Below are 24,940 nucleotides of genomic sequence, written 5' to 3'. Positions count from 1 at the left end.
TGTCCAGAACTCGCCGTCCGGTGGTGCCGGGGAGCACCACCGGGACGCCGGTTCCCACACCAGGGAGAGTGAGCGATGACGAGCCCGCGGGTGGCGCCGTTCGCGCTGGTCCGGGTGGCCGCCCTGGCCTGCCCGCCGCCGCCGGACGCCGCGCGTGGCTACCGCGAAGCCGTGCGGTCGCTCGCCTCGTTGGAGTCGGCTGTCCGTACCCTCGGCCGGGAGCTCGTCGAGGCGCTGTACGCCAGCGCTTCGGGGCACTCGGCGGAGTTCCACCGGCGGGTCGTCCTCCCGCTGCGCCGTGACGTCCACAATGGACGGACACCCAAGCTGACCGGTCTTGGTCGTCTGGCAGACCGGGTTCCCGGACTCAACACCTGGCTCGCCGCGCAGTCCGCGCTGGCGGCGGCAACCGAGACCGTGCTGCACGAGTGGCCGTCGGCGCTGGCCGCGGAACGCGCCACGCTCGCCACTGTGTGCGCCGCCGAACCACTTCGCCGTGCGGTGGCGCTGTCCGGCCGCGATCTGCTCTACGGGGTCGAGCGCGCCGGCAGCCAGGACCGCAAGGCCCGCAAGGCGGAGGCGACCGTGCTGCGCTACGCCTTGCGGGCCACGACGAAGACGAGCCCGTTGTCCTGGTACACCTACGCGGCCTGGGGTCACTGGTCCGATGTGGACGACCTGGACTGGGGCGAACCCGTTGCCCACGCCCAGATCAACCAGACATTGCTGACCCGGCTGACCGCGGACGTGCTCTGGAAACACCGTGATGTCCTGCCGCACCGGCTGGCGCCCGGGCTCAAGCAGGAGCGGGGCCGGGTCTCCTTCCTGCGGGACACGCCGGTGGACGGGTCCACGCGGGCCTATGTCACCAAAGAAGAACGCGTCGAGATGGCGTCCTCGGGCCCGCTGCGGTTCGTGATCGACGCCGCTCAGGGCGAAAAGGGCATCACACCAACGGATCTGGCCAGCGCGCTGGCCACCAAGCTGCCCGGCGACCAGGCCGAGGCCGCGGTCTCGTACGTGACCCGGTTGCTCGACGCGGGCATGTTGATCCCCGTCGCGCCCGTTCACCCGCACGACCCGGACACCACCTGGCTGGCCGACCTGGACCCGGATCTGGGTCTGCGGCTGGACAATCTCGTGATCCAGACGACCACGTTCGCCCAGATGGACGCCAGGGACCGGGCCGCCCGGCTGGCGTTGCTGGAGCAGAGCTGGCGTGACTTGGGAGTCGAACCCGCAGGGGTGACGCCGGTGGCGGAGGACGTCGTCCTACCTGGCCGGGCGCGGTTGGGTCCCGCGCACGGCCGGCGCGCCACCGGCACGCTGGCCCGGCTCACCCCGCTGATGATGGCGTTCGACCGTCAGCTGCTGGTCCGCCGGCTCGCGCGCGAGAAGTTCGTGGCCGCGTTCGGCCCTGGCGGCACGGTCCGGCCCGCGGACTGCGCCGGACTGTTGTCCGAGGCCCTGATCGAGGCGCTGACCAGCCCGCATGCCGAGATCGACGCCATCCGGGCCGAGCTGGCCGGGATGATGGCCACTCCCGGCGAGATCACCGACGCGATGATCGACCGGGCCGAGGAGTTGTTGCCCCGCTGGGCCCGCTCGCGCCCGGTGTCGTATTCCTGGTTCGTCCAACCGGTTCCCGGCGGCCTCGTGGTGAACCACTGTTATGCGGGCTTCGCACGGTTCACGACCCGGTTCCTGGACCACCTGCCGGGCGCCGCCGACGACGTTTCCTGGTACCTGGACGAGATCTTCCCGGACGGGTTCGCGCAGTACCGGCCGGTGCACGGGTTCAACCCGAACCTGCAGCCGCTGCTCACCGGGACCGAGGTCGGCGAGGACCCGCGCTGGGCCGACGTTACCCCGGACGACCTGCGGGTACACCACGACGAGGACACCGACGAGCTGCGGCTGATCTCGCACGGCAAGACCTGGGACGTGCTGTACCTCGGGTTCCTGATGCCGTTGATGCTGCCGGACCGGGTCGCCGCGCTGTACACGGATCTCTCGTGCGGCTGGGCCGATCTGTCCTCACTTCAGTCCACTGTGGAAAACGATGGTGTGGTCGAGAAGGGCCGGCTGCGCTACCGGGACGTGCTGCTGGCCCGCCGGTCCTGGGACTTCCGCGGCGCCATGGCCGAGCGGCTGCGCACCGGCTTCGCCAAGGGTGACGTTCGTAACGCCCTCGCCGCGGCGAGGCTCCGGGCCGAGTTCGACCTGCCGGAAGAGGTGTTCATCAGCGCCGGTGGGGGTATCTCAACCCTAGAGGACTTCCAGAACCGTTTGGGTGCCCCGAAGCCGCAGTACGCCGACCTGACGAACGCGCTGCATACCCGTTGTCTGCACAAAGTATTCACTCGGCATACCGGTGACGTGCTGGTGACCGAGGCGGTGCCCGCGCCCACCGGCCGGGTGCTCGAGCTGATCGCGGAAACCTGGTGGAGGGCACCATGATCGACATCATCTGCTACTACCACGACCCGGTGAAGGCACCCCTGATCCGGCACGCCGTGCTGCCCGCCCTCGCCGCCGCGACCCGCCTGGGCGCCGTCGGTCACATCGAACGGCACTGGCTCAACGGACCGCACGTCCGCATCCGCCTTGACGGAACGCCAGAGGCAGCCGAGGCGGCTGCCCAGATCCTGCGCACGTACGTCGAGGACAATCCCTCCACTGTGGACATCCCGGACCCGGTGCTGATCGCGCAGGCCGAGCAGTACGGTCTCGCCGAGCTGGTACTGCCGCCGTACACGCCGTTGCACCCCAACAACACCGTCCGCAGCGAGCCGGCCGACACCTCCCGGCTGCGGAGCCTGCTGGGTTCGGAGGCGTTGGTCGAGCTGCTGTCCCGCGGTCTGCGGCTGGGTATCGACGCGATCCGCGAGTCGCTGGACTCCATCGGTGACACCACTCAGGAACGCGTTCAGCTGACGGTCACCGCGATGGCCGTGCACGCCAGCCGTTACCCGGCCGGCCTGGCCAACGGCTACCACTCGTTCCTGTCCCACCTGGAGGACTTCCTGCTGGCCAACGACCCCGGCGACCGGATCCGCGCGAAGTTCGAGCAGATCTGGCAGCGCAACGCCGAGAACGTGGTCAAGTGCGTCGAGCAGGTCGCGAGCGGGCACCCGACCAACCGGCTCGAGGCCGCCTGGCAGGCCTGGACGATCGGCATGCGGCTGGAGGCCGAGGACGCCTACGACTGGGGCGACCTGACCGCCACGCCGAACACCCGCTACGGCGAACGTGCCTACCAGATGGGCGACCCGGCCACGATCCAGCGCTACAACTACGACCAGCGCGACCGGTTCAGCGACTACCACACGCAGCTGCAGGACGTCGACCTCGACCACCCGCGGGTCAAGCGCCCGCTGACCGTGTACCGGTTCGGCACCAACGTGTTCTACCAGCTGCTCGCGGTCTGCGACATCACTCCGATGGAGCGCTACCTGGCCGCCGACCTCGTTTCCCGTGCCGCGCAACGGATCACCGGGCAGTCCTGGTCGGACCACCTGGCGAGCATGGAAAGGCGATGAGCATGCTGGTCCGGCTGCGTCCCATCGTGCACGCCTCCCCTACCGTCAACGGGATCCACGTGCGTGGCTGGGCCTCCAGCTTCACCGTCACCGGCGGCAAAGGCCTGTGGCTGGTCTGGTTGCGGGTCGCCGACGCGCTCGCTTCCGGCGTCCCGCATGACGCGCTGGGCGCGCCCGCGGATGCCCCGCCCGCGGTCAGCAAAGCCGTTGACCTGATCCTCGACCAGTTGTGGGAACACGACATGCTGGCGACCGTCCCGGACTGGGGCCGGGACGCGCCGCCGGAGGCCATCGCGACCTGGCTCGAGTCGGTGGCGGGCAATCCCCAGGAGGTCTGGGACCGGCTGAGCACGGCCACGATCTCCATCACCGGCTCGGCGACGCTGGTCGCCGCCGCCCGCCGCGCGATCACGACGCTGGGCCTCCGGGTCGTGACCTCGCCCGGTGAAGGCCTGGTGCTCACGTCCGGAAACCTCGCAGTGGCAGCGGATTGCTCCAGCGAGGTCGGGTTCGTCGTTCATCCAGGCTCCTATGAGGACGTCATCTCGGACGCCAAGGCCGTGTCCCGTCGGCTGGATGTCCGGCCGTCGCAGGCGCCTGAGGTGCTGGCGGCGCTGATTGGTTCGGCCGCTGCTCACCGGCTCATCTGCGCGGTCGGGGATCTGCCGGACCCATCCACCGAGTTCATCGTGCATCCGACTGAGCCTTTGCCCGCCGACGTTCCGCAGCTCGGAGTGCTCGTGGCTCGCCTGGACCCGTTGCGCGCCAAGTATCACCCGTGGTTCCGCGATGAGCTGCCCGCGGATCCCTTCCATGCCTTCGATCTGCTCGCCGACCCCGAGCTGGGGGCGGTTCCGGCGCCGGAAGCCGGTGACCTGCCTCAGGTTCCGGCCCACCTCGCGTTGTCGGGCACCGCACTCGGGGTCGGCACGACGGCCGAGGCCGCCCGGATCGACGCCGTCTCGCGTGCTCTCGGCTCCGGTCTCGACCACACTCACGCCCTCGGCATGACTTTGCGTCTCGCTGTGTACCAGCGTTCGATGGCCGGCCTCGAACTGTCCGATGCGGACTGGTCCAGTGACCCGGTTGCCCGGCGTTGGTGGAAAGCGCTCATCCTGCGGTTCGGCGTGCCCGCCACGATCGAGGTGAAACGCCTGGCGCCCCATGTTGTTCAAGCGGTGATCCGGGACGGCGACCGGGTGCTGTCCTGGGCCATCGAGGCGGAGCCCGCGGACGCCGTCGCGTTCGCCGCGCTGGCCGCGACCGGTGTCGCGCAGGCCGGGATCGAGGTGGCGGAACCGTTCCACCTCAACGGCGCCGCCCCGCTGCCCGCGCCCGCCGAGACCGACTGGACCACCAGGGAGTGGACGTGGCCCGCGGATGTCCGCGGCCGCGAGGAGGAATTGCAAGCCGCACTAGCGAGGTTGGTGAAACCATGATCCAGTTCCTGACCGACTACACGCTCGACGAGATCGAGGACATGGAGTACCCCTCCGTCCCAGTCGGCCACGACGGCGCGCTGGTGCTGTTCCACCACCCCGACTTCCCGGACTTCGCGCAGGTCAAGTACGTCACACGGACGTGCGACTGGAGCGCAGGGGTGGACGAACGCGAGGAGAACCTGCACGAGCACCGGGTCACGCTGGTGGAGCCGTGATCCGGCACCTGACCGGCTACACCCTGCAACAGCTCCGGACCGTCGATGGCCTGCCGGTCCGGTACGACGGCGGCCTTGTCCTCATTGGACCTTCACCGGGTGGCGTATGCGTGAGCTGCGCCGAACAAGCCCGTCTGGCCGCGCTGGGATCCGCTGTCCCCAGACAGAATCCGCGGATGAGCTTCGGCGGGCTCGTCGTCCCGGCGATGCAACCGTTGGTGGACAAGCTCATCGCGTCGGTGCAGGCCGATCCCTTGGCCCACAAGAACATCGTCATCGCCGTCCGGGCCGATCTGGGCACAGTGGACCGGCACATCGTCCGGCCGCGGTCCGGTGGATGCCCGGACTGTGGGCCATTGCCGGACGATTTCGCCGAAGACGCACCAGCTGCGCCGGTCTCGCCCGGCAGTCTCCGTGGGGCCAATCCAAAGGCGGACAACCTTCGCGAGAAGTTGCTGGACCTGCGGCATGGCCCGGTGACCGGGATCTTCAAGACGGGGTACCTGCCGCTGGCCGTGATGAGCGCGGAGTTGACCGGTGACCACAAGGAATACGGGTTCGGCCGGACGGTGGACTTCGCGTCGGCCGAGCGGGTCGCGTTGTACGAGGCCGTCGAACGCCACAACGGTATGCGGCCCAGGCGGACTCGCAGCGTGATCGAGGCTTCGTTCACGCAGCTGGGCCCGGAGCGCGCGGTCGACCCGTCTCGGGTCGGCCGGTACGACCCGGAACACGTCGACCACCCTTCGTTCCCGCTGACCCCGTACCGCCCGCACGTGAAGACCCAGTGGGTTCAGGGCTGGTCGTACACCCAGCAGAAACCCCTTGCCGTGCCGGAACATCTGGCTTATTGGGCGGCCAGCAGCCACAACCAGTTCGTGTCCGAGACCTCCAACGGCTGCGGGCTCGGCAACAGCCTCGCCGAAGCAGTGCTGCATGGCCTGTTCGAGGTCGCCGAGCGGGACGCGTTCTTAATGGCCTGGTACGCCAGGACCCCACTGCACCGGATCCGGATCCCGGACGACGACGTCCTGCCACACCTGGCCGACCGGCTGGAGTCGCTGGGCTACGAGCTGACGTTCTTCAACGCCACCAACGACCTCGGCATCCCGGCAGTGATCAGCACCGCTCGCTACCAGGGCAGCAACGCGGACACACCACGGATCTTCTACGCGGCCGGAGCACATCCCGACCCCCACAAGGCCATGGTCTCGGCGGCGGTCGAACTTGCGGTCGACGTAGAGGCCACAGTGGACAAGGTCGTCACCGAACCCCGGCTGTACAACCGCGAACGCCTGGTCCGGCTGCTGGAGAATCCACAGTGGATCCGGACCATGACCGAGCACGTGCTGGTCAACGCCCTGCCGGAGGCGGCAGAAAGACACGATTTCCTGCTTGGGACGAAGGAAATCGACGTTCCGGGAGCCACCGCGCCGGAATTCGATGACCTGCGCGCCATGCTCGACCACTACGTGTACCAGCTGCGCAAGCTCAAGCTGGAGATCATCGCGGTGGACCAGACCGATCCCGTGCTCGCCGAACAGCTGGGTCTGCACTCCGCCAAGGTGATCGTGCCCGGCACGCTGCCGATGACGTTCGGCCAGCTGCTCCGCCGGACCCGTGGCCTGCCGCGGTTGCTGGAGGTGCCGCAGCAGATCGGCCGGCTGCCCGCCCAGCTGACGTACGAGTCCCTTGCCCTGCAACCGCATCCGTTCCCGTGACCGGCCTGGCGGCGGCGTATTCGCACGGACCGGGCAAAGTGATCGCCCCCGGTCCACCGCCGTCCCCAGCGTCCACCCCTGGCGAACGGTACCCACTCCCAGCGAGTTCTGCTGTGGCCCAGGTGATCCTGGATGTGTTGACACCTGTTCGCTGGGAGCCGTGGAACCAGTACAACGACCATCGCGCGTGCCCGTCGCCGCGAGCCGCTTATCTGGTCGATGTGGATGTCGTGCTGGGTCAGCGACGCTGGCCGGTCGATCCTTTGCGGCGTGCGACTGTTGGGCCGGACGCCCCTTCGCTGGATGGTCCCGTGCGGCTGGAGTTCGTTCGCCGTCCGGACCGGTTGTCCAGTGGCTACGGCGAGTTCGTCCATGCGCTGATCGAACTCGAGGTCGGCCACATCGCCGCTGCTTTGGTGGAGCACGCCGAACGTCGTGGCCTGCGGGCGATCGCCGATCCCGGCGGGGTCTGGCTGCACCCTTCCGAACCCCGAACTCCCGGCCCCACACCGCCTCGCAGCTCGGGCCTCGGTCCCCGTGGTCTCACCGCTGATCCTCGTCCGTTGCCTCGGCAGGCTTTGCTCGCCTTGGTACAAGCCGCCCGGAGCCGATACCCCTTGGCCCATCCGGGACTCACTCACTGGCTCGCCGTCCACAATGTCACCGGGGGTCAGGACGGCTGGTACACGGTGGATCCGTTCGTGCTTCGACGTTCTGGCGCGGCAATGGAGACCGTTCAACGCCACCATGGTCATCCGCGTTCGGTCATTGACGTCGCCAGCATGAACCTCGCGCTCATCACGACCGCCGACGTTCCGGCCGCGGTTCGTGCTGGCGGCTCGGAGGCCTACCCGGCTCTGCTCCGGGCTGCGGGATCCTTGGCACAGCATGTGTGTACGGCTTCGGCGGCGGTGAACATGTTCTGCCGTCCACTGCGCAGCTTCGACGACACCGCTTTGGAAGCCGCCATCGGCGTTCCCTCGTCGCATAGTCTGCTGTACGCGTTGCTGGCCGGGCGGTCGCGGGTGAGCGGGTTCAGTTACGACCTCACGCCGTTGGAGCCATGATGACGTGGACCAGCCTGCACTGTCGCCTGTCCTGGCAGCCCGAAGATGTGGACGCCTTCATCACCGGGACGCTCGCGCCGATGCTCGCCGACCGCGAGTGGTTCTACATCCGTTACGGCGACACCGGACCGCATCTACGGGTGCGCATCCGCGGCTCCTTCGACGCTTCGTTACTCCGCCATGCCATCGACGCCGCGGACTACCCGGTCTTCGAGGACTCGCCGGACTGGTTGCCGCATGGTGACGTCCGCGAAGTCCCTTATGTGCCAGAGGTTGCCCGCTACGGCGGCCCTCAGGCAATGCCGGTTGCCGAGGAGTTCTTCTGCCACAGCACGCAAGTCGCCATCGCCGTCCTGAAGTCCACGCACACCACCAGCGCGAAGATCACCGCGGGCATCGAGTTCGCCATCGCCACCACCACGGCTTTGGGCCTCGACCGGCCCGCCGCCGCGTCCTGGTTGCGGTTGATGGGCGCCAGCTGGCGGTTCACCGACGCGACCGAACCGTCCCTCGACTCGCACCGCCGCGCGCACCACATCCTGAACAAGTACGGCCCGCAGATCGCGGCTCGTTGGGAACGCTCTGCCGGCGGTGCCACCGCGCACTGGATCGAGCAGGTCCGTCAGGTCACGGTGGGCACGAACTGGGCGTCGCAGCTGCACATGTTGTTCAACCGCTTGGGGATCACACCGGAACAGGAGCGCCTGATCTGCTGGGTCACCGCCGCGACCGCCTTGCACGGCCCCGCTTCGTTCCACTCCGACGGTGCGGACGCCCCAGACCGCCGCTACCTCGAAGCCAGCAAGTTCCTCCCTGGCTTCGCCGAACAGTTCCCCCGCAAGACCTCACACCCAAGGCACCGCCGCGGCTCCATCCCCCTGCCACAACCCCGGAAACTCACGAGCACCCTCACCCACGCCCTACACACCAGGCACACCAGCCGAGGCTCGGACCTCGAAGGCGCACTGTCCACTCAGGACCTGGCCACGTTGCTGTGGACGGCTCACGGTTCGGACCAGGGCCACTGGCCGTACCCGAGCCCGGGTGCCCAGTACTGCGCCCGGATCCGGATCGTCGCGTTGAACGTCATCGGCCTCGCGCCCGGCGTCTACGAAGCCGACGAACTCACGAAAACCCTGGCCTGGACCGGGCCTTGTCCATCCATCCCGGACCTTGAGGCGACCTCGATGTGGCTCGGCCCGGACACCACACCACTGGCGAACTGCCCCGCAGTGCTCGCCATGTACGTCCGGCTCGGCACGTTGCGCCAGTCCTACGGCACGCGGGCGCTGCGGTTCGCGTTCACCGAGGCCGGTCACCTCGCCCAGAACCTGGGCCTCGTCGCCGCCGCGATGAACCTGCATGCGGGCCTGATCGGTGGCATCTACGATGACCTCGCGCACGACCTGCTGGCCCTCGACGGGGTCAACGACACCCTCGTGTACCTGATCCCCGTCGCCCGGTTATCCACAGCGTGACTTGAGTCACGTCCGGATTTGGCCATTTCGCGACTCCGTAAGCAAGGAACGCGGCGGCGAACCCCACCGGGACGGCAGCGGACCTCAGCCGGACGGCAGCGGACCTCAGCGGGACGGCAGCGAGCCCCACCAGATCACCGGTTGATACGCAGCAGCCCTTCCTGGACCACAGTGGCGATGAGCCGGCCGTCCCGAGAGAAGAACCGCCCGGTCGCGAGCCCGCGCGCACCCGAGGCGCTCGGGGACTCCTGGTCGTAGAGGAACCACTCGTCGGCCCGGAACGGCCGGTGGAACCACATGGCGTGGTCCAGCGAGGCCCCGTTGACCTTGTCGGTCCACCAGTGCACCCCGTGCCGGGCCAGCGGCGCGTCGAGCAGCGTCATGTCCGACGCGTACGCCAGCACGCACACATGCAGCAGCGGGTCGTCGCTGAGCTTGCCGTCGGCCCGCATCCAGACCTGGTTGCGGGCCTCACGCGGGCCGTTCTCCCGGGACAGCCACGGCGGCTCGGAGATGTAGCGGATGTCGATCGGCCGCGGCAGCTTCCAGATCGCGCCCATCTTCTCGCCGCCGAGCTCCACCTGCTCCTGGTAGGTGGGCAGGCCCTCGGGGTCGGGCACGTCGGGCATGGCGTCGGAGTGCTCCATGCCCGGCTCGGTGATCTGGAACGACGCGGACAGCGAGAAGATCGCCTTGCCGCGCTGGATCGCGATCACCCGCCGGGTGGTGAACGACCGGCCGTCACGGATCCGGTCGACCTCGTACACGATCGGGATGCTCGGGTCGCCGCCCCGGATGAAGTACGCGTGCAGCGAGTGCACCTGCCGCTCGGGCGGGACCGTCCGGCCGGCCGCGATCAGCGCCTGGCCGGCCACCTGCCCGCCGAACACCCGGATCGGGCGGTCGGCGGGGCTCACACCGCGGAAGATGTTGTCCTCGATGACCTCGAGGTCGAGCAGGGCCACCAGCTTGTCGAGAACGGGCTGGCCGCTCTGGCCTTCACGGCCCGGGTCCGCCGCAGCGGCCCTCGCGACCTCCGTCATGCCGAACTCCTACGCGTGGTCTTCCTCGCCCAACCGGTGAACCCGGATGAGGTTAGTCGACCCGACGGTACCGGGCGGCGACCCTGCGACGATCACCACCAGGTCACCCGGCTGGTAGCGCCCGATGGACAGCATCGAGATGTCCACCTGGCGGACCATCTGGTCGGTCGAGTCCACCCGCGGCACCAGGAACGTCTCGGTGCCCCAGGTCAGCGCCAGCTGGCTGCGCACCTCCGGCTCCGGCGTGAACGCCAGCAGCGGCAGGTGCGTGTGCAGCCGCGCGAGGCGGCGGACGGTGTCGCCCGACTGGGTGAAGGCGACCAGGGCCTTGGCGTTCAGCCGCTCACCGATGTCGCGGGCCGCGTAGGACAGCACGCCCCGCTTGGTGCGCGGCACGTGGGTCAGCGGCGGCACGACCACGGACTCGCTCTCGACGGCCTCGACGATCCGGCCCATGGTCCGCACCGACTCGATCGGGTAGCGGCCCACGCTGGTCTCACCGGACAGCATGACCGCGTCGGCGCCGTCGAGCACCGCGTTGGCCACGTCCGAGGCCTCGGCCCGGGTCGGCCGGGAGTTGTTGATCATCGAGTCGAGCATCTGGGTGGCCACGATGACCGGCTTGGCGTTCTCCCGGGCGATCTGGATCGCCCGCTTCTGCACCAGCGGCACCTGCTCCAGCGGCAGCTCCACGCCCAGGTCACCACGGGCGACCATGACACCGTCGAAGGCCAGCACGATCGCCTCGAGGTTGTCCACCGCCTCGGGCTTCTCCAGCTTGGCGATCACCGGCAGCCTGCCGCGGCCGACCCGGTCCATCACCTGGTGCACCAGGTCGATGTCGGCGGGGGAACGCACGAACGACAGCGCCACGAAGTCGACGCCCAGACCGAGCGCGAACTCCAGGTCCTCGATGTCCTTCTCGCTCATGGCCGGCACGGACACGTCCATGCCCGGCAGCGAGATGCCCTTGTTGTTGCTGACGGGGCCGCCCTCGGTGACCTCGCAGATCACATCCTGGTTCTCGACACTCTTGACCACCAGGCCGACCTTGCCGTCGTCCACCAGCAGCCGGTCACCGGCCTTGGCGTCGCGGGCCAGGCCCTTGTAGGTGGTGGACACCCGATCGTGCGTTCCGACTACGTCGTCAACGGTGATCCGGACGATCTCCCCGTTGGCCCATTCGACCGGCCCGGCGGCGAAGGTGCCCAGCCGGATCTTCGGTCCCTGCAGGTCAGCCATGATCCCGACGGCGTGACCCGTCTGGTCGGAGGCGGCACGGACCACGTCGTACACCTGCTTGTGGTCACTGTGACTGCCGTGGCTGAAGTTCATTCTCGCCACGTCCATACCCGCCTCGACCAGTTCGAGGACACGTTCCGGGGTCGAGGTAGCGGGACCCAGGGTACAGACGATCTTTGCGCGTCGGCTCACGTTCGTGCAGCCTAGCCCCTCCATCTGAACCGATGCGGAACTACCGCCTAGTAATATCCCCAGACCCCCATCCCCCACCCGCCGTACACCGCCCGTTCACCCAGCTCACCCCCGCAATCCAACCTCCCGCGCGAGATCGAACCGGTGCGCACAGGTTGGACAGGGTCAGGGATCTACGGGGCGTTGGGTGGGGCGGAGCGTTCGGCGGGGATGGGTTTGTCCTGGGTGTTCATCCGGATGAGGTAGCCCCAGGCGCCTTCGCGGTCGGGGAGGCGGGCGTCGACGTCGTCGCGGGGTTCGCGGATGGCCCAGTCGGCGGGCCAGATCGACAGGCTGCGGTCGGTGTCGACGCGGACGCGGCCGCCGTCGAGCATCGCGGTGGCGGCGAACCAGGCCTCGGTGAAGTCGACGTTGCCGCCGAACCGGGACGCCCGCAGGTCGCCGTTGCGGGTGAAGTAGGCCCCGCGGAAGCTGGCGTGCGCGGCGAAGTACGCCCCGAGGGCCTCGACCTGGCCGGTGAACCGGGTCCCGTTGAACAGGGCGTCCTTGGAGAACGCGGCGCTGCTGAAGTCCGCGTCCGCGCCGAACCACGCGCCCGGGAACTCCGCCCGGCCGACGAACATGGCCGCCCGGAACGCCCCGACCGCGCTGAACGCCGCCTGCGCGAAGTCGGCCATCCCGGCGAACACGGTCTTGCCGAACAGCGCCTCCGCGCCGAACTTGGCCCCGCTGAACTCGACGTCCCCGGCGAACCCGGCGCCGGTGAAGTCCGCTTTCACCGCGAACCACACGCCCCGGAAGTCCGCGCGGCGGCTGACGAACCGGGCGTTGCCGAACCGGGCGTCCCCGGCGAACTGGGCGCCGGCGAAGGAGATGTCCCCGGCGAAGTGCGCGCGGTCGAACGCCCCGGACCGCAGCCGGGCGCCGGCGAGGCTGAAGTCGATCAGGGTGGCGCCGGACAGGTCGAGGTCGACGTCCGGCCAGAACCGTTCGAGGTCACCTGCGTCGAGGTGGCTGGCGAGGATTCGCTGCGCGGCGATCCGGACCCCGCGTTCGGCCACGTCGGTGACGGTGTCGTGGGCCTGCTCCGGCGGCGCGTACGGCATCCGCAGGTACGAGCACATCACGTTGATGATCGTCTGGCGGTACTTGGTGTCGGTCTGCGCCATACGTTCCAGCGCGTACAGACCGGCCAGCCGGACCGGCGCGGCGGTGGACCCCAGCTGTTCGGCGGCGCGGGCGTAGGCCTCGTAGGACCGCCGCTCGTTCATGTCGTGTTCCCGCGCGTCGGTCGCCTGCTCCACCCGCCAGAAGTGGCGGCCGACCAGCAGCAACCCCATCGCCGCGCCGACCAGCACGCCGACCAGCACGGCCGTGCGGGTCACCTCCGGTACGGGGCTGTCGGGGGCGGTGAGCAGCATGATGGCGAGCACGAGTGCGGTCGCGCCGAGCACCGGCGCGCCGATCAGAATCGCCATCCGCGACCAGGACCACGGGGTGCGTGCCATGACCAGATGCTCTCCCAGACCGGGGTCGTTCACCAATTCGGGTGTATCCCGTGTCCCGCGCGCCGGAGGTCCGGTGCCTTTGTTCGGCGGATCCAGGTTTCCAGCCGGGGTTGATCAGCACGGCCGTGCGGTGGCGGACCTCCGGCGCGGGACACTAAGAGGCTGAACGGAGGCTCACGCCGACGTGGTCGCGCGCCCAGGTGTTCAGCGCCTTGAGCTCCCGCCAGGCCTTGCGCACGCGGGTCAGGCACTCGCGTTCGTGCAGGAAGTCGCCCGGCTCCCAGGACCGCGCCGCGTACAGCGACTTGTGTTTGAGCAGCTCGATCCGGGGGTGGTCGGCCTCGTAGCCCTTGGGCCTGGTCTTCAGGCGCTCGCCTAGGATGTCCCAGCCCTGCTTGGTCAGCTTGGCGATCAGCTTCTCCAGCACGCTGCCGTGGATGTCCTCGGCGATGGCGGCGCGGAACCGGGCGATCTGGTCGGCCTCCAGGTGGAAGCAGCCGCCGCCGACCCGCAGCCCCTCCGGGCCGATCTGCACGTAGTAGGCACCACCGCCGCGGCCCTGCTCGATCACGCCGCCGCAGTGCGTCTTGTACGGCGTCTTGTCCTTGGCGAACCGGACGTCGCGGTACGGGCGGAACACCTTGGCCTCGCCGAAGTCGGTGCCGAACTCACCGACGAGCTCGGCCAGCAGCGCCTCCATCGGGGCACGGACGTCCGCGTTGTACGTATCGCGGTTGTCGTCCCAATAGGCCTTGGTGTTGTCCAGGACAAGGCCGTCGAAGAAGTCGATCGCGTACTCGCCGAAACCCGTGAAGCTCACTCCCGGCAGCTTACTGTCCCGGTTCCCGCCACATCGGGTACATCCTCGGCCCGGGCTCCGGGCCGAACGGCGTGCCGATGTGCTCGAACCCGTGCCGCTGGTAGAGCGGCGGGCTCAGCGTCGAGCTCGCCTCCAGGTAGGCCGCCATGCGCCGCTCGTCGAGGGCCTGCAGGTTGTGCGCGAGCAGCGCGCCGCCGATCCCGGCCCGCTGGTGGTCCGGGTGCACGCCGATGAACTGCAGGTGCAGGTGCCGGCCCATGGTCGGGTGGTTCTCGGCCATCACCTCGGTGAGCCGGCCGAACCGGTCCGCCTCGTCCTCGCTGAGCATGTCGAACTGGGCGGACGCCTCGTCGTCGTCATCGTCGCCACCGGGAAACCACACGGTTGCGGCGACATCGCTGTGCACGTAGATGATTCCGCCCGCGTCCAGCGCCAGTCCCGCGAACGTCCGGAAGAACTTCGGCTGGACCGCTGCGCGCCGGGCATCGTCCGGGAAGATCCACGCGCTGACCGGATCGCCCTGAAAGGCCGCCCCCAGTAACTTCCCGATCAGTGACAGGTCATCCCGGCCAGCCGTGCGGATCATTCACACACTCCCCAGTGAGTCGCCGACCCCTCCGACCTTAGCGTAGGCAGCCGGTTTTCGGTTGCGTAGCACGGAAGAGCGGATCAGCCCGGCGATCGCGCCGGCCAGCAGCAGCCCGGGGAGGATCCAACGCAACGCCGTATCCTGTTCGGTGCCAAGAAGATGATCGAAGTTGGCGAGGATCAGGATCAGGATCGCCACCAGGAACAACGTGGCCAGCGACGGCGCGATCGTGCGCTGCCAAGGGGTTTCCGGGCCGCGGCGGCGGCTGAAGAAGCCGACCACCGAGATCGACACCATCGCCATGATCGCGACCACACCGGTGGACGCGGTAACGCCCAGCCAGGTGAACAGCTCCAGGATCGGATCCCGGCCGGCCAGCGCGAAACCGGTCACGACCACCAGCGCTACTACCGACTGCGTGACCGAGCCGGCGACCGGGGCGCCGGTCCGTTTGCTGGTCCGGCCCAGCGCCTCCGGCAGCACGCTTTCCCGTCCCAGCGCGAAGAAGTAGCGGGCGACCGCGTTGTGGAAGCTCAGCAGGGACGCGAACTGGCTCGTCAGGAAGAGGACGTAGGCGATGTCGGTGAACGTCTCGCCGAGGTGCGCGCCGCTGATGCCGAACCACACACCCGGTCCTTGTTGCTGCGCCTGGGAAACGATCGCGGACGGACCGACGCCGACGGCCATTGCCAAGGCGGACAACGTGTACAGCACCGCGGTCACGCCGATCGCGATGTAGGTCGCCTTGGCGATGGTCTTGCTCGGGTCGCGGGTCTCCTCGCCATATGTTGCCGCGCCTTCGAAACCGGTGAACGCGGCGACCGAGAAGGCGAACACCGCTCCGACTCCGGCGACGAACAGGTTGCCCGGGTTGAGTGGCGCGAGGCTCTCACCGGGCGCGGCCGGGTTCGCGAAACCGGCGACGTCGATCACCAGAACGGTCGCGCATTCCAGGATCATGGCCGTGCCAAGGACTTTGGCGTTGATGTCGATGCGCAGCGCGCCGAGCACACCGACCACGATCAGCACCAGCACCGCCCAGAGCCACCACGGCGTCTCGGTACCGGTTCTGGTGCCGATGAAGTTCGCCACCGACCACCCGAACAGCCCATAGACACTGATCTGAATGGCGTTGTAGGCGATCAGCGCGACGAACGAGACCGCGATCCCCGGCCCCCGGCCCAAACCGTGGGCCACATAGGGATAGAACGCGCCCGCGTTGGTGATGTGCCTGCTCATCGCCGCGTATCCGACCGCGAACAACGCCAGCACCGGGGCGAGCAGAACAAACGACAGCGGCACGCCGATGATTCCGGTCACCGCGTAGGTTGTTGATATACCACCGGCGATCGCGAAGAGCGGTCCGGACGCGGCGACAACGAAGAAGACGATCTGTGCGGCCCCCAGCCTCGGCTTGGCCAGGCCGCGCGTGAACCCTTGCACTGCGGTCATTCCGCTGTCCTCCCACAGACCGGACCGTTCGACCCGCGGGAGTATAGGATCTTCACCGCCCGGCATGCCATTGCCCGGACGGATTTCCAACGCATGGGAGCAATCGTGCGGTTAGGGGACCTCTCGCTCGGCGAGAGCCTGTTCTTCCTGGGGAACGACCCGTTCACCGGCAAACCCCGAATCGCCCAGCCGGTCCTGGACATCGGCCTGGCCGGCGCCGTTCTCGCCGATTTGCTGTTCGACGAACGTATTGCGCTGCAACGCGGAGTTGTCGTATTGACCAGCCGGTACGCCACGGGCAACGCCGCGGCCGACCGCACCCTGGCGCTGATCATGGGCGAGATGGATCAACATGGTGTCCGCGACTGGGTGCAGCACCTGCAGGACAAGGTGACCGCGAGCCTGACATTGAGCCTCGCCGAGCGCCGAATGGTGTCCCCCAAGGAGAACCGGACATTTCTCAAGCGCACGATCCTCTATCCACCCGCCGATCTGCGCACCGCCTCCGAACCCCGGGCACGAATCCGCGCGGCCGTGCTGGGACGGACATCCTGTGATCTGCCGACCGCGACACTGGCCTTGCTCGGCTGGGCGATCGGACTGGACGACATCTGCGAGCCGGACCTACCCCGAAGACAGTTCGGGGAATGGACGGAACGAGTGAAAAGTATGATCATTGAGCCGATCGGAACGCTGATCACCGCAGTCGAAGCGGCCGTCGCCGCCACCGTTTACGGGGGCAATCGCCACTAACCCGACAGGCCCGCACATCCACCACGACCGTCTCCGCACACCATCCCGATTTCGGTGCCCTCAAACACAACACACATCGCCGGTTTCACCCTCCGGCGCGAGTTTTCCAGCAACCCCTTTGCCATCAACAAAGCAGGGCATTCCGGTGAAGGTCACTCACCCGATTTCATCCAGCAACTGGGCCGCCCGTTCGACATCCTCAGTCAGCGACCGGTCCTCCAGCCGGGAATCCAACACCGCCTCCGCACGCTCGAACGCCTCGCGCACAGGCAGATCCACAAGATCCGCCTTCCGCATCCGCAACGCACGCACCGCCGCGACCAACTCACACCCGAGCACAATCCGGTACGCCGCAGCCACTGTGCCCGCCTGCCGCGCCGCTTGCGTTGAGAAAGAAGCGTGATCCTCCAACCCCCGAGACACCACCGCGGTTCCCAGTGTTACCGGAAGCGCAGCCTGCCGAAGCTGGGCCAAGGCGTCATGAGCCACATACTCCAAGATCATCACACCGGAACTGCCCGCCGGCCCGGACGCCAAGAACGGCGGCAAGTCCGTCTGGTCAGGCTCGACGAGATCCCCGAGTCGGGCCGCCGAAAGCTCGGCCACCGAGTGCACCGTAGCCCGCGCGGTGTCGAGCGCCACGGCAACATAGGCCGTGTGAAAGTTGGCATTGTGGTAGACATCGTTGTCCGCCACCGAGATCATCGGGTTCTCGGTACTGGCGTTGATCTCCGTCGTGAGCACCTTTTCCAGGTACTGCACAGCATCCAGCGCCGGCCCCTGCACCTGTGGAAACGCCCGAAGACCATAGGGATCCTGAATCCGCCGCCCAGGCTTCGGAACCCCAGCCATCCCCAGCAACCGGCGCATCTCCTTCGCGCACTCCGCCTGCCCAGGATGCGGCTTGGCGGCATGAACCGTTGACGCATAAGGCTCCGGCGACCCACCCAGAGCGATGTACGACAACGCTGCCACCGTGTGACTGGCCTTCAACAGATCCCGCAGCTCCACCATGACCAACACCGCCTCGGCCAAGGTCGCCGCATTGCTGCTCATGAACCCGAGCGCCTCACCAGTCCCAAAAGCCACAGGCGGCTGCTCACCAACACCCCAGGGCCGCTCACCGGCCAGCGTGAGCGCCGTCTCCGCCAACGCCGTCAGATCCCCAGTCCCAATAGCCCCAATCCGGTGCACAACCGGCAACGCATTGTTGTTCAACGCCCCCTCAACAGCCACAAGCAGCCGCGGATGCACCCCCGACCGCCCAGCCGCCAACTGATTGAGCCGCACCAACAACATCGCCCGAACCAGTCCCTCGGACATCACCTCACCAACACCACCAGCATGACTGCGCATCAGCCGCAACCCATCCTCAGCGGTCCCCGCAGTCATCACATCCTTGTTGGCCCCGACCCCCGTCGTCCGCCCATACACCGCCCGCCGAGCCACAGCCTCCAACTGCAGCCGCCACGCAGCCTCCGCATGATCAAGCGCCCTGGCATCCACCCGCACCTTGAGCTTCCCCGTGGCAAACCCCGCGACATCATCACAACGGAGTGACGCTCCATCCAGGACAAGCTCAATCTGACCCATGAGGTGCATTGTGCGTCCCGCCACCCCACACGCGCCAGCGGGCAAGCACCAAGCGCAACAGGGGTGTCCTTCGTGTTCTGTCCCTCCCGTATGGCCTGCCTAGCGGCGAGCGCTGCTTTTGAAGGGCCCCGGACACTCAACTCCTAAACCACAGCCAGAGGCAAGGCAGTGGGGTGCACGGGCGCAGGCAGATCCGAGGCGCCAGTCAAATAGGCATCCACAGCGTGAGCAACAGAGCGACCCTCAGCAACGGCCCACACCACAAGAGAAGCGCCACGATGCGCATCCCCGCACACGAAGACGCCAGGAGCGGTCGTCTGCCAGTCAGCGCCACAGGAGAGGGTCCCACGAGAGGTCAACGACAGCCCGAGACCGTCCAAAAGAGGCATCCGCTCGACACCCTCGAACCCAATAGCCAGCAGCACCATGTCCGCCGGAATGGTCTCGACCTCATCGGACACCGGCGTCACTGTCCGCAAACCAGTGGACGGGTCTCGCTCGACGCGCACCTTACGGAGTTCCACCGAACGAACGTGCCCGGAGTCGTCGCCGACGAACCGCTCGACAGCCACGGCGAACCGACGAGTCCCGGACTCCTCATGCGCCGGATAGGTCCGCAGCACGACGGGCCAGGTGGGCCAAGGGGAACGAGCGTCATCCCGGGCCTCGGGCGGCCGCGGATACTGGTCCAGCTGAGTCACGGAGAGGGCGCCCTGCCGGGTCGCGGTGCCATAGCAGTCCGCGCCGGTGTCACCGCCACCGATGACCAGAACATGCTTGCCCGCAGCGGAGATAGGCGTCGGCCCATCTCCCTCACACTCACGGTTGGCGGGCACCAGGTGCTCCATGGCGAGGTGAATGCCATCCAGGGACCGCCCAGGGATGTCCGGCGCGTCACGCCCTTGCAGCGCCCCCACTGCCAGAACCACCGCATCGAACGAAGCCCGAAGTTCCTCAACGGAGATCCCACTACCACCGACCTCACAGCCGGTGACGAACTTGGTCCCCTCGGCCCGCAGCTGAGCCAGCCGCCGGTCGAGAACCTTCTTCTCCATCTTGAACTCGGGAATGCCGTACCGCAGCAACCCACCCAGCCGGTCATCCCGCTCAAAGACGGTGACCTCGTGCCCAGCGCGAGTCAACTGCTGCGCAGCAGCGAGACCCGCAGGCCCGGAACCAACGACAGCGACCCTTTTGCCCGAGGCCACAGTGGACACCCGAGCCTCAACGTAAGAGTTCTCCCACGCGACCTCGGAGATCGTCTCCTCAACCCGCTTGATGGTCACCGCACCACCCGCCTCCGGCGAAATGGCCAGCACGCAAGCGGTCTCACACGGCGCCGGACACAACTTCCCAGTGAACTCCGGAAAGTTGTTCGTCGAGTGCAGCCGCTCGGAAGCCAGCCGCCAGTCACCCCGACGCACCAAGTCATTCCACTCCGGAATCAAGTTCCCCAGCGGACACCCAGCAGAACCCGAGTGACAGAAGGGAATCCCGCAGTCCATGCAACGAGTAGCCTGCTTGCGCACCTGCGTGTCCCGCTCAGCAGGAGTCAGCGCGGCGTAAACCTCATGCCAGTCCCCCAGGCGCTCGTCGATCGGCCGCTTCGGAGCGTCTTTCCGGGGATAGGACAGGAAACCGTTCGGGTCAGCCACGGGACGCCTCCATCACTGCCTCGTCGACGTCACGACCTTCCGCGCGCGCGATCCGGATTGCTTCCAGAACTCGTTGGTAGTCCCGCGGCATGACCTTGGTGAACGACACGGAGCGGCGCGGCCAGTCACCCAGCAGCGACGCGGCCACGGCTGACCCGGTCAGCTGGTGGTGCCGGGACACGGTTTTCCGCAACCAGTCCAGGTCCTCGGCGTTGGGCCGCTGCAACTCGACCATGTCGGTGTTCACCAACGCCTGACGCAGGTCGAGCACGTACGCGACGCCACCGGACATGCCTGCCGCGAGGTTGCGGCCTGTCGGCCCGAGAACCACCGCGCTCCCACCGGTCATGTACTCGAACGCGTGATCGCCGACGCCTTCGGCGACGATCACCGCGCCCGAGTTGCGCACGCCGAACCGTTCACCGACCCGGCCGCGCAGGAATATCTCGCCGGAGGTGGCGCCGTAGCCGATCACGTTGCCCGCGATCACCTGCGCCTCGGCGGCGAACAGCGCCGCCGGATCCGGCCGGACGATGATCCGCCCGCCGGAAAGTCCTTTGCCCACATAGTCGTTCGCGTCACCGACCAGGTCGAGGGTGACCCCCCGCGGCACGAACGCACCCAGCGACTGGCCCGCCGACCCGGTCAGCGTGACGTGGATCGTGTCCTCCGGCAGGCCGTCGCCGCCGTAGCGCCGGGTCACCTCGGACCCCAGCAGCGTGCCGACGGTCCGGTTCACGTTGCGCACCGGCAACTCCAGCCGGACCGGGTGCGCGTCCTCCAGCGCCGCCTCGGAAAGCTGGATCAGCGTGCGGTCGAGGGCGTGCTGCAGGCCGTGGTCCTGCTCGCGGACCTTGCGGCGCGCGTTGTTGTACGTGTTCGCCGGGACCTCGAAGACCGGCGTCAGGTCCAGCCCCTGCGCCTTCCAGTGCTTCACGGCGTGGTCCACGTCGAGCACCTCGGCGTGCCCGATGGCCTCGTCGATCGATCGGAAACCCAGCTGCGCCAACGTCTCCCGCACCTCATGCGCGACGAAGTGGAAGTAGTTCACCACATGCTCGGCCTGGCCGGTGTACCGCTTGCGCAGCACCGGGTTCTGGGTCGCGACGCCGACCGGGCAGGTGTCCAGGTGGCACACCCGCATCATCACGCAGCCCATGACCACCAACGGTTCGGTGGCGAAGCCGTACTCCTCGGCGCCGAGCAGCGCGGCGACCACGACGTCCCGCCCGGTCTTCATGCCGCCATCCACCTGCACGGTGATCCGGTCGCGCAACCCGTTGAGCATCAACGTCTGGTGCGTCTCGGCGAGGCCGATCTCCCACGGGGTTCCCGCGTGCTTCAACGAGTTCAGCGGGGAGGCGCCGGTCCCGCCGTCGTGCCCGGAGATCAGCACGACGTCCGCGTGCGCCTTGGCCACACCCGCCGCGACCGTGCCGACACCCAGCTCGCTCACCAGCTTCACGTGGATGCGGGCCTGCTCGTTGGCGTTCTTGAGGTCGTGGATCAGCTGCGCCAGGTCCTCGATGGAGTAGATGTCGTGATGCGGCGGCGGGGAAATCAGGCCCACGCCCGCGGTCGAGTGCCGGGTGCGCGCGATCCACGGGTACACCTTGTTCGGCGGCAGCTGGCCACCCTCGCCCGGCTTGGCGCCCTGCGCCATCTTGATCTGGATGTCGTCCGCGTTCACCAGGTACTCGCTGGTGACGCCGAACCGTCCACTCGCGACCTGCTTGATGGCCGAGCGCCGCTCGGGGTCGTAGAGCCGCTCCGGGTCCTCGCCGCCCTCACCGGTGTTCGACCGGCCACCGATCCGGTTCATCGCGATGGCCAGGGTTTCGTGCGCCTCGGCGGAGATCGAGCCATACGACATGGCGCCGGTGTTGAACCGCTTGAGGATCGACTCGACCGGCTCGACCTCGTCCAGCGGCACGGCCGGGCGCACGCCGCTGCGCAGCTTGAACAATCCGCGCAGGGCACCACCTTCGCGGTTGAGCCGCTCGACTTCGTCGACGTACTTGCGGTACACGTCGGTCTGACGGGTCTTTGTCGCGTGCTGCAACAGGAACACCGTCTCGGGCGTGAACAGGTGCAGCTCGCCGTCGCGCCGGTAGGCGTACTCGCCGCCGCTGTCGAGCCTGCGGTGCACGCGGTCGGTCGGGTTCTCCGGGTGCGCGCGGCGGTGCCGCAGCGCGGCCTCCTCCGCGATCACGTCGAGCCCCACGCCACCGAGCTTGGACGAGGTGCCGGTGAAGTACTCGGCCAGTACTTCGTTGGACAGGCCGAGAGACTCGAAGACCTGGGCCGCGGTGTACGCGCCCACGGTCGAGATGCCCATCTTGGACATGATCTTCAGCACGCCCTTGACCAGGGCGCTGACGTAGTTGCGCACGGCGGTGCGGGGCTCGATGCCGGTGATCGCGCCCTGGCCGATCAGGTCCTCAATGGACTCGAAGGCCAGGTACGGGTTCACCGCCGCGGCGCCGTAACCGAGCAGCAGCGCGATGTGGTGCACCTCGCGCGCGTCGCCGCTCTCCACCACGAGGGCGACCTGCAGGCGCTCCTTGGTGCGCACCAGGTGGTGGTGCACGGCGGAGACGAGCAGCAGCGACGGGATCGGCGCCATCCGGTGGTCGGAGTCCCGGTCGGAGAGCACCAGGGTCCGTGCCCCGGCGGCGATCGCCTCGGAGGCCTCGCGGCGGACCCGCTCGATCGCCTCGCGCAGCGCGTTGCCGCCACCGTCCACCTCGTACAGTCCGGAAAGGACAGTGCAGGCGAAGCCAGGCAGATCCCCATCGTCGTTGATGTGGATCAGCTTGGCCAGTTCATCGTTGTCGATGACCGGGTAGGGCAGCTGGATGTGCCGGCAGGACCGCGGGCCCGGGTCGAGGAGGTTCTGCTCCGGTCCCATGATGCGGGACACGGAGGTGACGATCTCCTCGCGGATCGCGTCCAGCGGCGGGTTGGTGACCTGCGCGAAGTTCTGCTTGAAGTAGTCGTAGAGCAGCCGGGACCGCTGCGACAGCGCGGCCGGCGGGGTGTCGGTGCCCATCGAGCCGATCGGCTCGGCGCCCTTCACGGCCATCGGGGTGAGCAGGATCTTGAGCTCTTCCTCGGTGTAGCCGAAGGTCAGCTGGCGGCGCAGCACGGACTCGTGCGTCTGCACGACGTGCTCGCGGTTGGGCAGGTCGGCGAGCTTCAACAGCCCCGCGTGCAGCCATTCGTCGTACGGCAGGTGACCGGCCAGCTCGGACTTGATCTCGTCGTCGCCGATGATCCGGCCAGCCTCGGTGTCCACCAGGAACATCCGGCCGGGCTGCAGCCTGCCCTTGGCGATGATCTCATCAGGTGGGACGTCGAGCACACCGGTCTCGCTGGCCAGCACCACCCGGTCGTCGGCCGTGCGCCACCAGCGCGCGGGCCGCAGACCGTTGCGGTCCAGCACCGCGCCGACGACCGTGCCGTCGGTGAACGTCACACAGGCGGGGCCGTCCCACGGCTCCATCAGGCTGGCGTGGAACTTGTAGAACGCGCGCCGGGCACGGTCCATTGTGGCGTGGTTCTCCCACGCCTCCGGGATCATCATCAGCACCGCGTGCGGCAGGCTGCGCCCGCCCAGGTGCAGCAGCTCCAGGACCTCGTCGAAGGACGCGGAGTCCGAGCCGTCGCCGTCGATGATCGGGTACAGCCGGGTCAGGTCGCCGGGGATCAGCTCGGAGGCCAGCAGGGCCTCACGGGCGCGCATCCGGTTGCGGTTGCCGCGGATCGTGTTGATCTCACCGTTGTGGGCGACGTACCGGAACGGGTGCGCCAGCGGCCACGACGGGAAAGTGTTGGTGGAGAAGCGACTGTGCACCAGCGCGATGGCGCTCTCCAGCCGCTCGTCGCGCAGGTCGCCGAAGAACCGCGGCAGCTGCTCGGTGGTGAGCATTCCTTTGTAGACCATCGTGCGCGCGGACAACGAGGCGAAGTACACGCCCACACCGGCGGAACGGCTCTCGTGCTCGGCGCGCTTGCGCAGGCAGAACGCCAGGCGGTCCAGCTCGACGCCGGCCGGGACGCGGCCGGACTGGTCGGCCTCACCGGTCACGAACAGCATCGCGAAGTGCGGCATGACCGACCGCGCGGTCGGCCCGACGTTCGCGGCGTCCGGGTCGGCCGGGACGTCCCGCCAGCCGAGGACGGTCAGGCCCTCCTCGCCCGCGATCCGCTCGACCAGTGCGACCGCGGCCGCACGCTGGGCCGGATCCGTTGGCAGGAAAGCGATCCCGGCCGCGTACTCGCCGAACTCGGGCAGCTCGAACCCGGTCACCGCGCGCAACAGCCGGTCCGGCAGGCCGACCAGGATGCCCGCGCCGTCGCCGCTGGTGGGCTCGGCGCCCGCGGCGCCGCGGTGCTCCAGGTTGGCCAGTGCCGTCAGACCATCCGAGACGATCCCGTGCGAGCGCCGGCCGCGGATGTCGGCAACCATTGCCACACCACACGAATCCCGCTCTTCGCTGGGGTCGTACAGGCCCTGCGGGCCTGGGATGGCGGAGAAGATCATGAGCAGACCTCCCTCGTCGTCCTCGCGCTCAGGTTTTCCTTCGTCTGGGCGCGGGACACCGATGGCCCGCTGTCGTTGACGT

General features: G+C 68.2%; 17 protein-coding genes. 8 read left to right on the top strand and 9 right to left on the bottom strand.

The genetic code is table 11. From position 1 onward, the window contains the following. Positions 1–75 precede the first annotated feature (75 nt). The 7 genes from AB0J95_RS30000 to AB0J95_RS29970 all read left to right on the top strand — a co-directional run bounded on the left by AB0J95_RS30000 (position 76) and on the right by AB0J95_RS29970 (position 9,465). Positions 76–2,460 carry a lantibiotic dehydratase gene (locus AB0J95_RS30000; protein ID WP_364765022.1) on the top strand — a complete coding sequence of 795 codons (2,385 nt, stop codon included), beginning with the start codon at positions 76–78 and terminating at the stop codon, positions 2,458–2,460. Continuing rightward, entirely contained in the window at positions 2,457–3,542 is a 1,086-nt protein-coding gene (locus AB0J95_RS29995; RefSeq protein ID WP_364765019.1) for a hypothetical protein, read from the top strand. Before AB0J95_RS30000 ends, AB0J95_RS29995 begins: the two co-directional genes overlap by 4 nt. After that, complete coding sequence (locus tag AB0J95_RS29990; RefSeq protein WP_364765016.1) at positions 3,539–4,981, top strand: hypothetical protein; 1,443 nt, start codon at positions 3,539–3,541, stop codon at positions 4,979–4,981. The genes AB0J95_RS29995 and AB0J95_RS29990 overlap by 4 nt, the downstream gene beginning before the upstream one ends. Then, positions 4,978–5,199 (top strand): hypothetical protein, encoded by a 222-nt coding sequence (locus AB0J95_RS29985; protein ID WP_364765014.1) that lies wholly within the window; start codon positions 4,978–4,980, stop codon positions 5,197–5,199. The genes AB0J95_RS29990 and AB0J95_RS29985 overlap by 4 nt, the downstream gene beginning before the upstream one ends. Next, positions 5,196–6,920 (top strand): TOMM precursor leader peptide-binding protein, encoded by a 1,725-nt coding sequence (locus AB0J95_RS29980; RefSeq protein WP_364765011.1) that lies wholly within the window; start codon positions 5,196–5,198, stop codon positions 6,918–6,920. The genes AB0J95_RS29985 and AB0J95_RS29980 overlap by 4 nt, the downstream gene beginning before the upstream one ends. Before the next feature lie 113 nt (positions 6,921–7,033). Continuing rightward, positions 7,034–7,987, top strand: a complete 954-nt coding sequence (locus AB0J95_RS29975; RefSeq protein WP_364765008.1) for a hypothetical protein — start codon at positions 7,034–7,036, stop codon at positions 7,985–7,987. Further along, a complete protein-coding gene (locus AB0J95_RS29970) occupies positions 7,987–9,465 on the top strand; it encodes a thiopeptide-type bacteriocin biosynthesis protein (RefSeq protein WP_364765005.1) in 1,479 nt (492 codons plus the stop codon). Before AB0J95_RS29975 ends, AB0J95_RS29970 begins: the two co-directional genes overlap by 1 nt. Positions 9,466–9,599: 134 nt before the next feature. Here the strand turns inward: AB0J95_RS29970 and tesB are convergent, their stop codons facing one another. The 6 genes from tesB to AB0J95_RS29940 all read right to left on the bottom strand — a co-directional run bounded on the left by tesB (position 9,600) and on the right by AB0J95_RS29940 (position 16,311). Next, the gene (tesB, locus tag AB0J95_RS29965) at positions 9,600–10,508 is read right to left on the bottom strand and encodes an acyl-CoA thioesterase II (RefSeq protein WP_364765002.1); all 909 of its coding nucleotides are present in this window, start codon (positions 10,506–10,508) and stop codon (positions 9,600–9,602) included. Positions 10,509–10,517: 9 nt separating this feature from the next. After that, positions 10,518–11,942 (bottom strand): pyruvate kinase, encoded by a 1,425-nt coding sequence (gene pyk, locus AB0J95_RS29960; RefSeq protein WP_364765000.1) that lies wholly within the window; start codon positions 11,940–11,942, stop codon positions 10,518–10,520. 173 nt (positions 11,943–12,115) lie between these two features. Then, positions 12,116–13,450, bottom strand: coding sequence for a pentapeptide repeat-containing protein (locus AB0J95_RS29955; RefSeq protein WP_364764997.1), 1,335 nt, complete (start codon positions 13,448–13,450; stop codon positions 12,116–12,118). A 154-nt stretch (positions 13,451–13,604) separates the two neighbouring features. After that, complete coding sequence (locus tag AB0J95_RS29950; RefSeq protein ID WP_364764995.1) at positions 13,605–14,270, bottom strand: DUF2461 domain-containing protein; 666 nt, start codon at positions 14,268–14,270, stop codon at positions 13,605–13,607. Between the two features lie 10 nt (positions 14,271–14,280). Continuing rightward, entirely contained in the window at positions 14,281–14,856 is a 576-nt protein-coding gene (locus AB0J95_RS29945; protein ID WP_364764992.1) for a GNAT family N-acetyltransferase, read from the bottom strand. Beyond that, the gene (locus AB0J95_RS29940) at positions 14,857–16,311 is read right to left on the bottom strand and encodes an APC family permease (RefSeq protein ID WP_364764989.1); all 1,455 of its coding nucleotides are present in this window, start codon (positions 16,309–16,311) and stop codon (positions 14,857–14,859) included. Positions 16,312–16,404: 93 nt separating this feature from the next. On the opposite strand from AB0J95_RS29940, the gene AB0J95_RS29935 reads away from it, so the two are divergent. Next, entirely contained in the window at positions 16,405–17,064 is a 660-nt protein-coding gene (locus tag AB0J95_RS29935) for a GPP34 family phosphoprotein (protein ID WP_364764987.1), read from the top strand. A 156-nt stretch (positions 17,065–17,220) separates the two neighbouring features. Here the strand turns inward: AB0J95_RS29935 and AB0J95_RS29930 are convergent, their stop codons facing one another. From AB0J95_RS29930 to gltB, 3 genes are all read right to left on the bottom strand, one after another. Continuing rightward, positions 17,221–18,657 (bottom strand): aromatic amino acid ammonia-lyase, encoded by a 1,437-nt coding sequence (locus AB0J95_RS29930; protein WP_364764984.1) that lies wholly within the window; start codon positions 18,655–18,657, stop codon positions 17,221–17,223. 143 nt (positions 18,658–18,800) lie between these two features. Then, entirely contained in the window at positions 18,801–20,312 is a 1,512-nt protein-coding gene (locus tag AB0J95_RS29925; RefSeq protein WP_364764981.1) for a glutamate synthase subunit beta, read from the bottom strand. After that, a complete protein-coding gene (gene gltB / locus AB0J95_RS29920; protein ID WP_364764978.1) occupies positions 20,305–24,858 on the bottom strand; it encodes a glutamate synthase large subunit in 4,554 nt (1,517 codons plus the stop codon). The genes AB0J95_RS29925 and gltB overlap by 8 nt, the downstream gene beginning before the upstream one ends. Positions 24,859–24,940: the final 82 nt, after the last annotated feature.

The sequence above is a fragment of the Actinocrispum sp. NPDC049592 genome (genome assembly GCF_040675465.1).
Classification (GTDB): Bacteria; Actinomycetota; Actinomycetes; order Mycobacteriales; family Pseudonocardiaceae; genus Kibdelosporangium.
The sequence above is the reverse complement of the archived record's forward strand: the minus strand, read 5'-3'. Positions and strand labels throughout refer to the sequence as shown.

Excerpts from the sequence above, each read along its gene's own strand:
- AB0J95_RS29955 (WP_364764997.1), bottom strand. The coding sequence starts at position 13,450 with ATGGCACGCACCCCGTGGTCCTGGTCGCGGATGGCGATTCTGATCGGC.
- AB0J95_RS29985 (WP_364765014.1), top strand. The coding sequence starts at position 4,978 with ATGATCCAGTTCCTGACCGACTACACGCTCGACGAGATCGAGGACATG.
- AB0J95_RS29945 (WP_364764992.1), bottom strand. The coding sequence starts at position 14,856 with ATGATCCGCACGGCTGGCCGGGATGACCTGTCACTGATCGGGAAGTTA.
- tesB (WP_364765002.1), bottom strand. The coding sequence starts at position 10,508 with ATGACGGAGGTCGCGAGGGCCGCTGCGGCGGACCCGGGCCGTGAAGGC.
- AB0J95_RS29995 (WP_364765019.1), top strand. The coding sequence starts at position 2,457 with ATGATCGACATCATCTGCTACTACCACGACCCGGTGAAGGCACCCCTG.
- AB0J95_RS29990 (WP_364765016.1), top strand. The coding sequence starts at position 3,539 with ATGAGCATGCTGGTCCGGCTGCGTCCCATCGTGCACGCCTCCCCTACC.
- AB0J95_RS30000 (WP_364765022.1), top strand. The coding sequence starts at position 76 with ATGACGAGCCCGCGGGTGGCGCCGTTCGCGCTGGTCCGGGTGGCCGCC.
- AB0J95_RS29940 (WP_364764989.1), bottom strand. The coding sequence starts at position 16,311 with ATGACCGCAGTGCAAGGGTTCACGCGCGGCCTGGCCAAGCCGAGGCTG.
- AB0J95_RS29935 (WP_364764987.1), top strand. The coding sequence starts at position 16,405 with ATGGGAGCAATCGTGCGGTTAGGGGACCTCTCGCTCGGCGAGAGCCTG.
- AB0J95_RS29930 (WP_364764984.1), bottom strand. The coding sequence starts at position 18,657 with ATGGGTCAGATTGAGCTTGTCCTGGATGGAGCGTCACTCCGTTGTGAT.
- AB0J95_RS29970 (WP_364765005.1), top strand. The coding sequence starts at position 7,987 with ATGACGTGGACCAGCCTGCACTGTCGCCTGTCCTGGCAGCCCGAAGAT.
- gltB (WP_364764978.1), bottom strand. The coding sequence starts at position 24,858 with ATGATCTTCTCCGCCATCCCAGGCCCGCAGGGCCTGTACGACCCCAGC.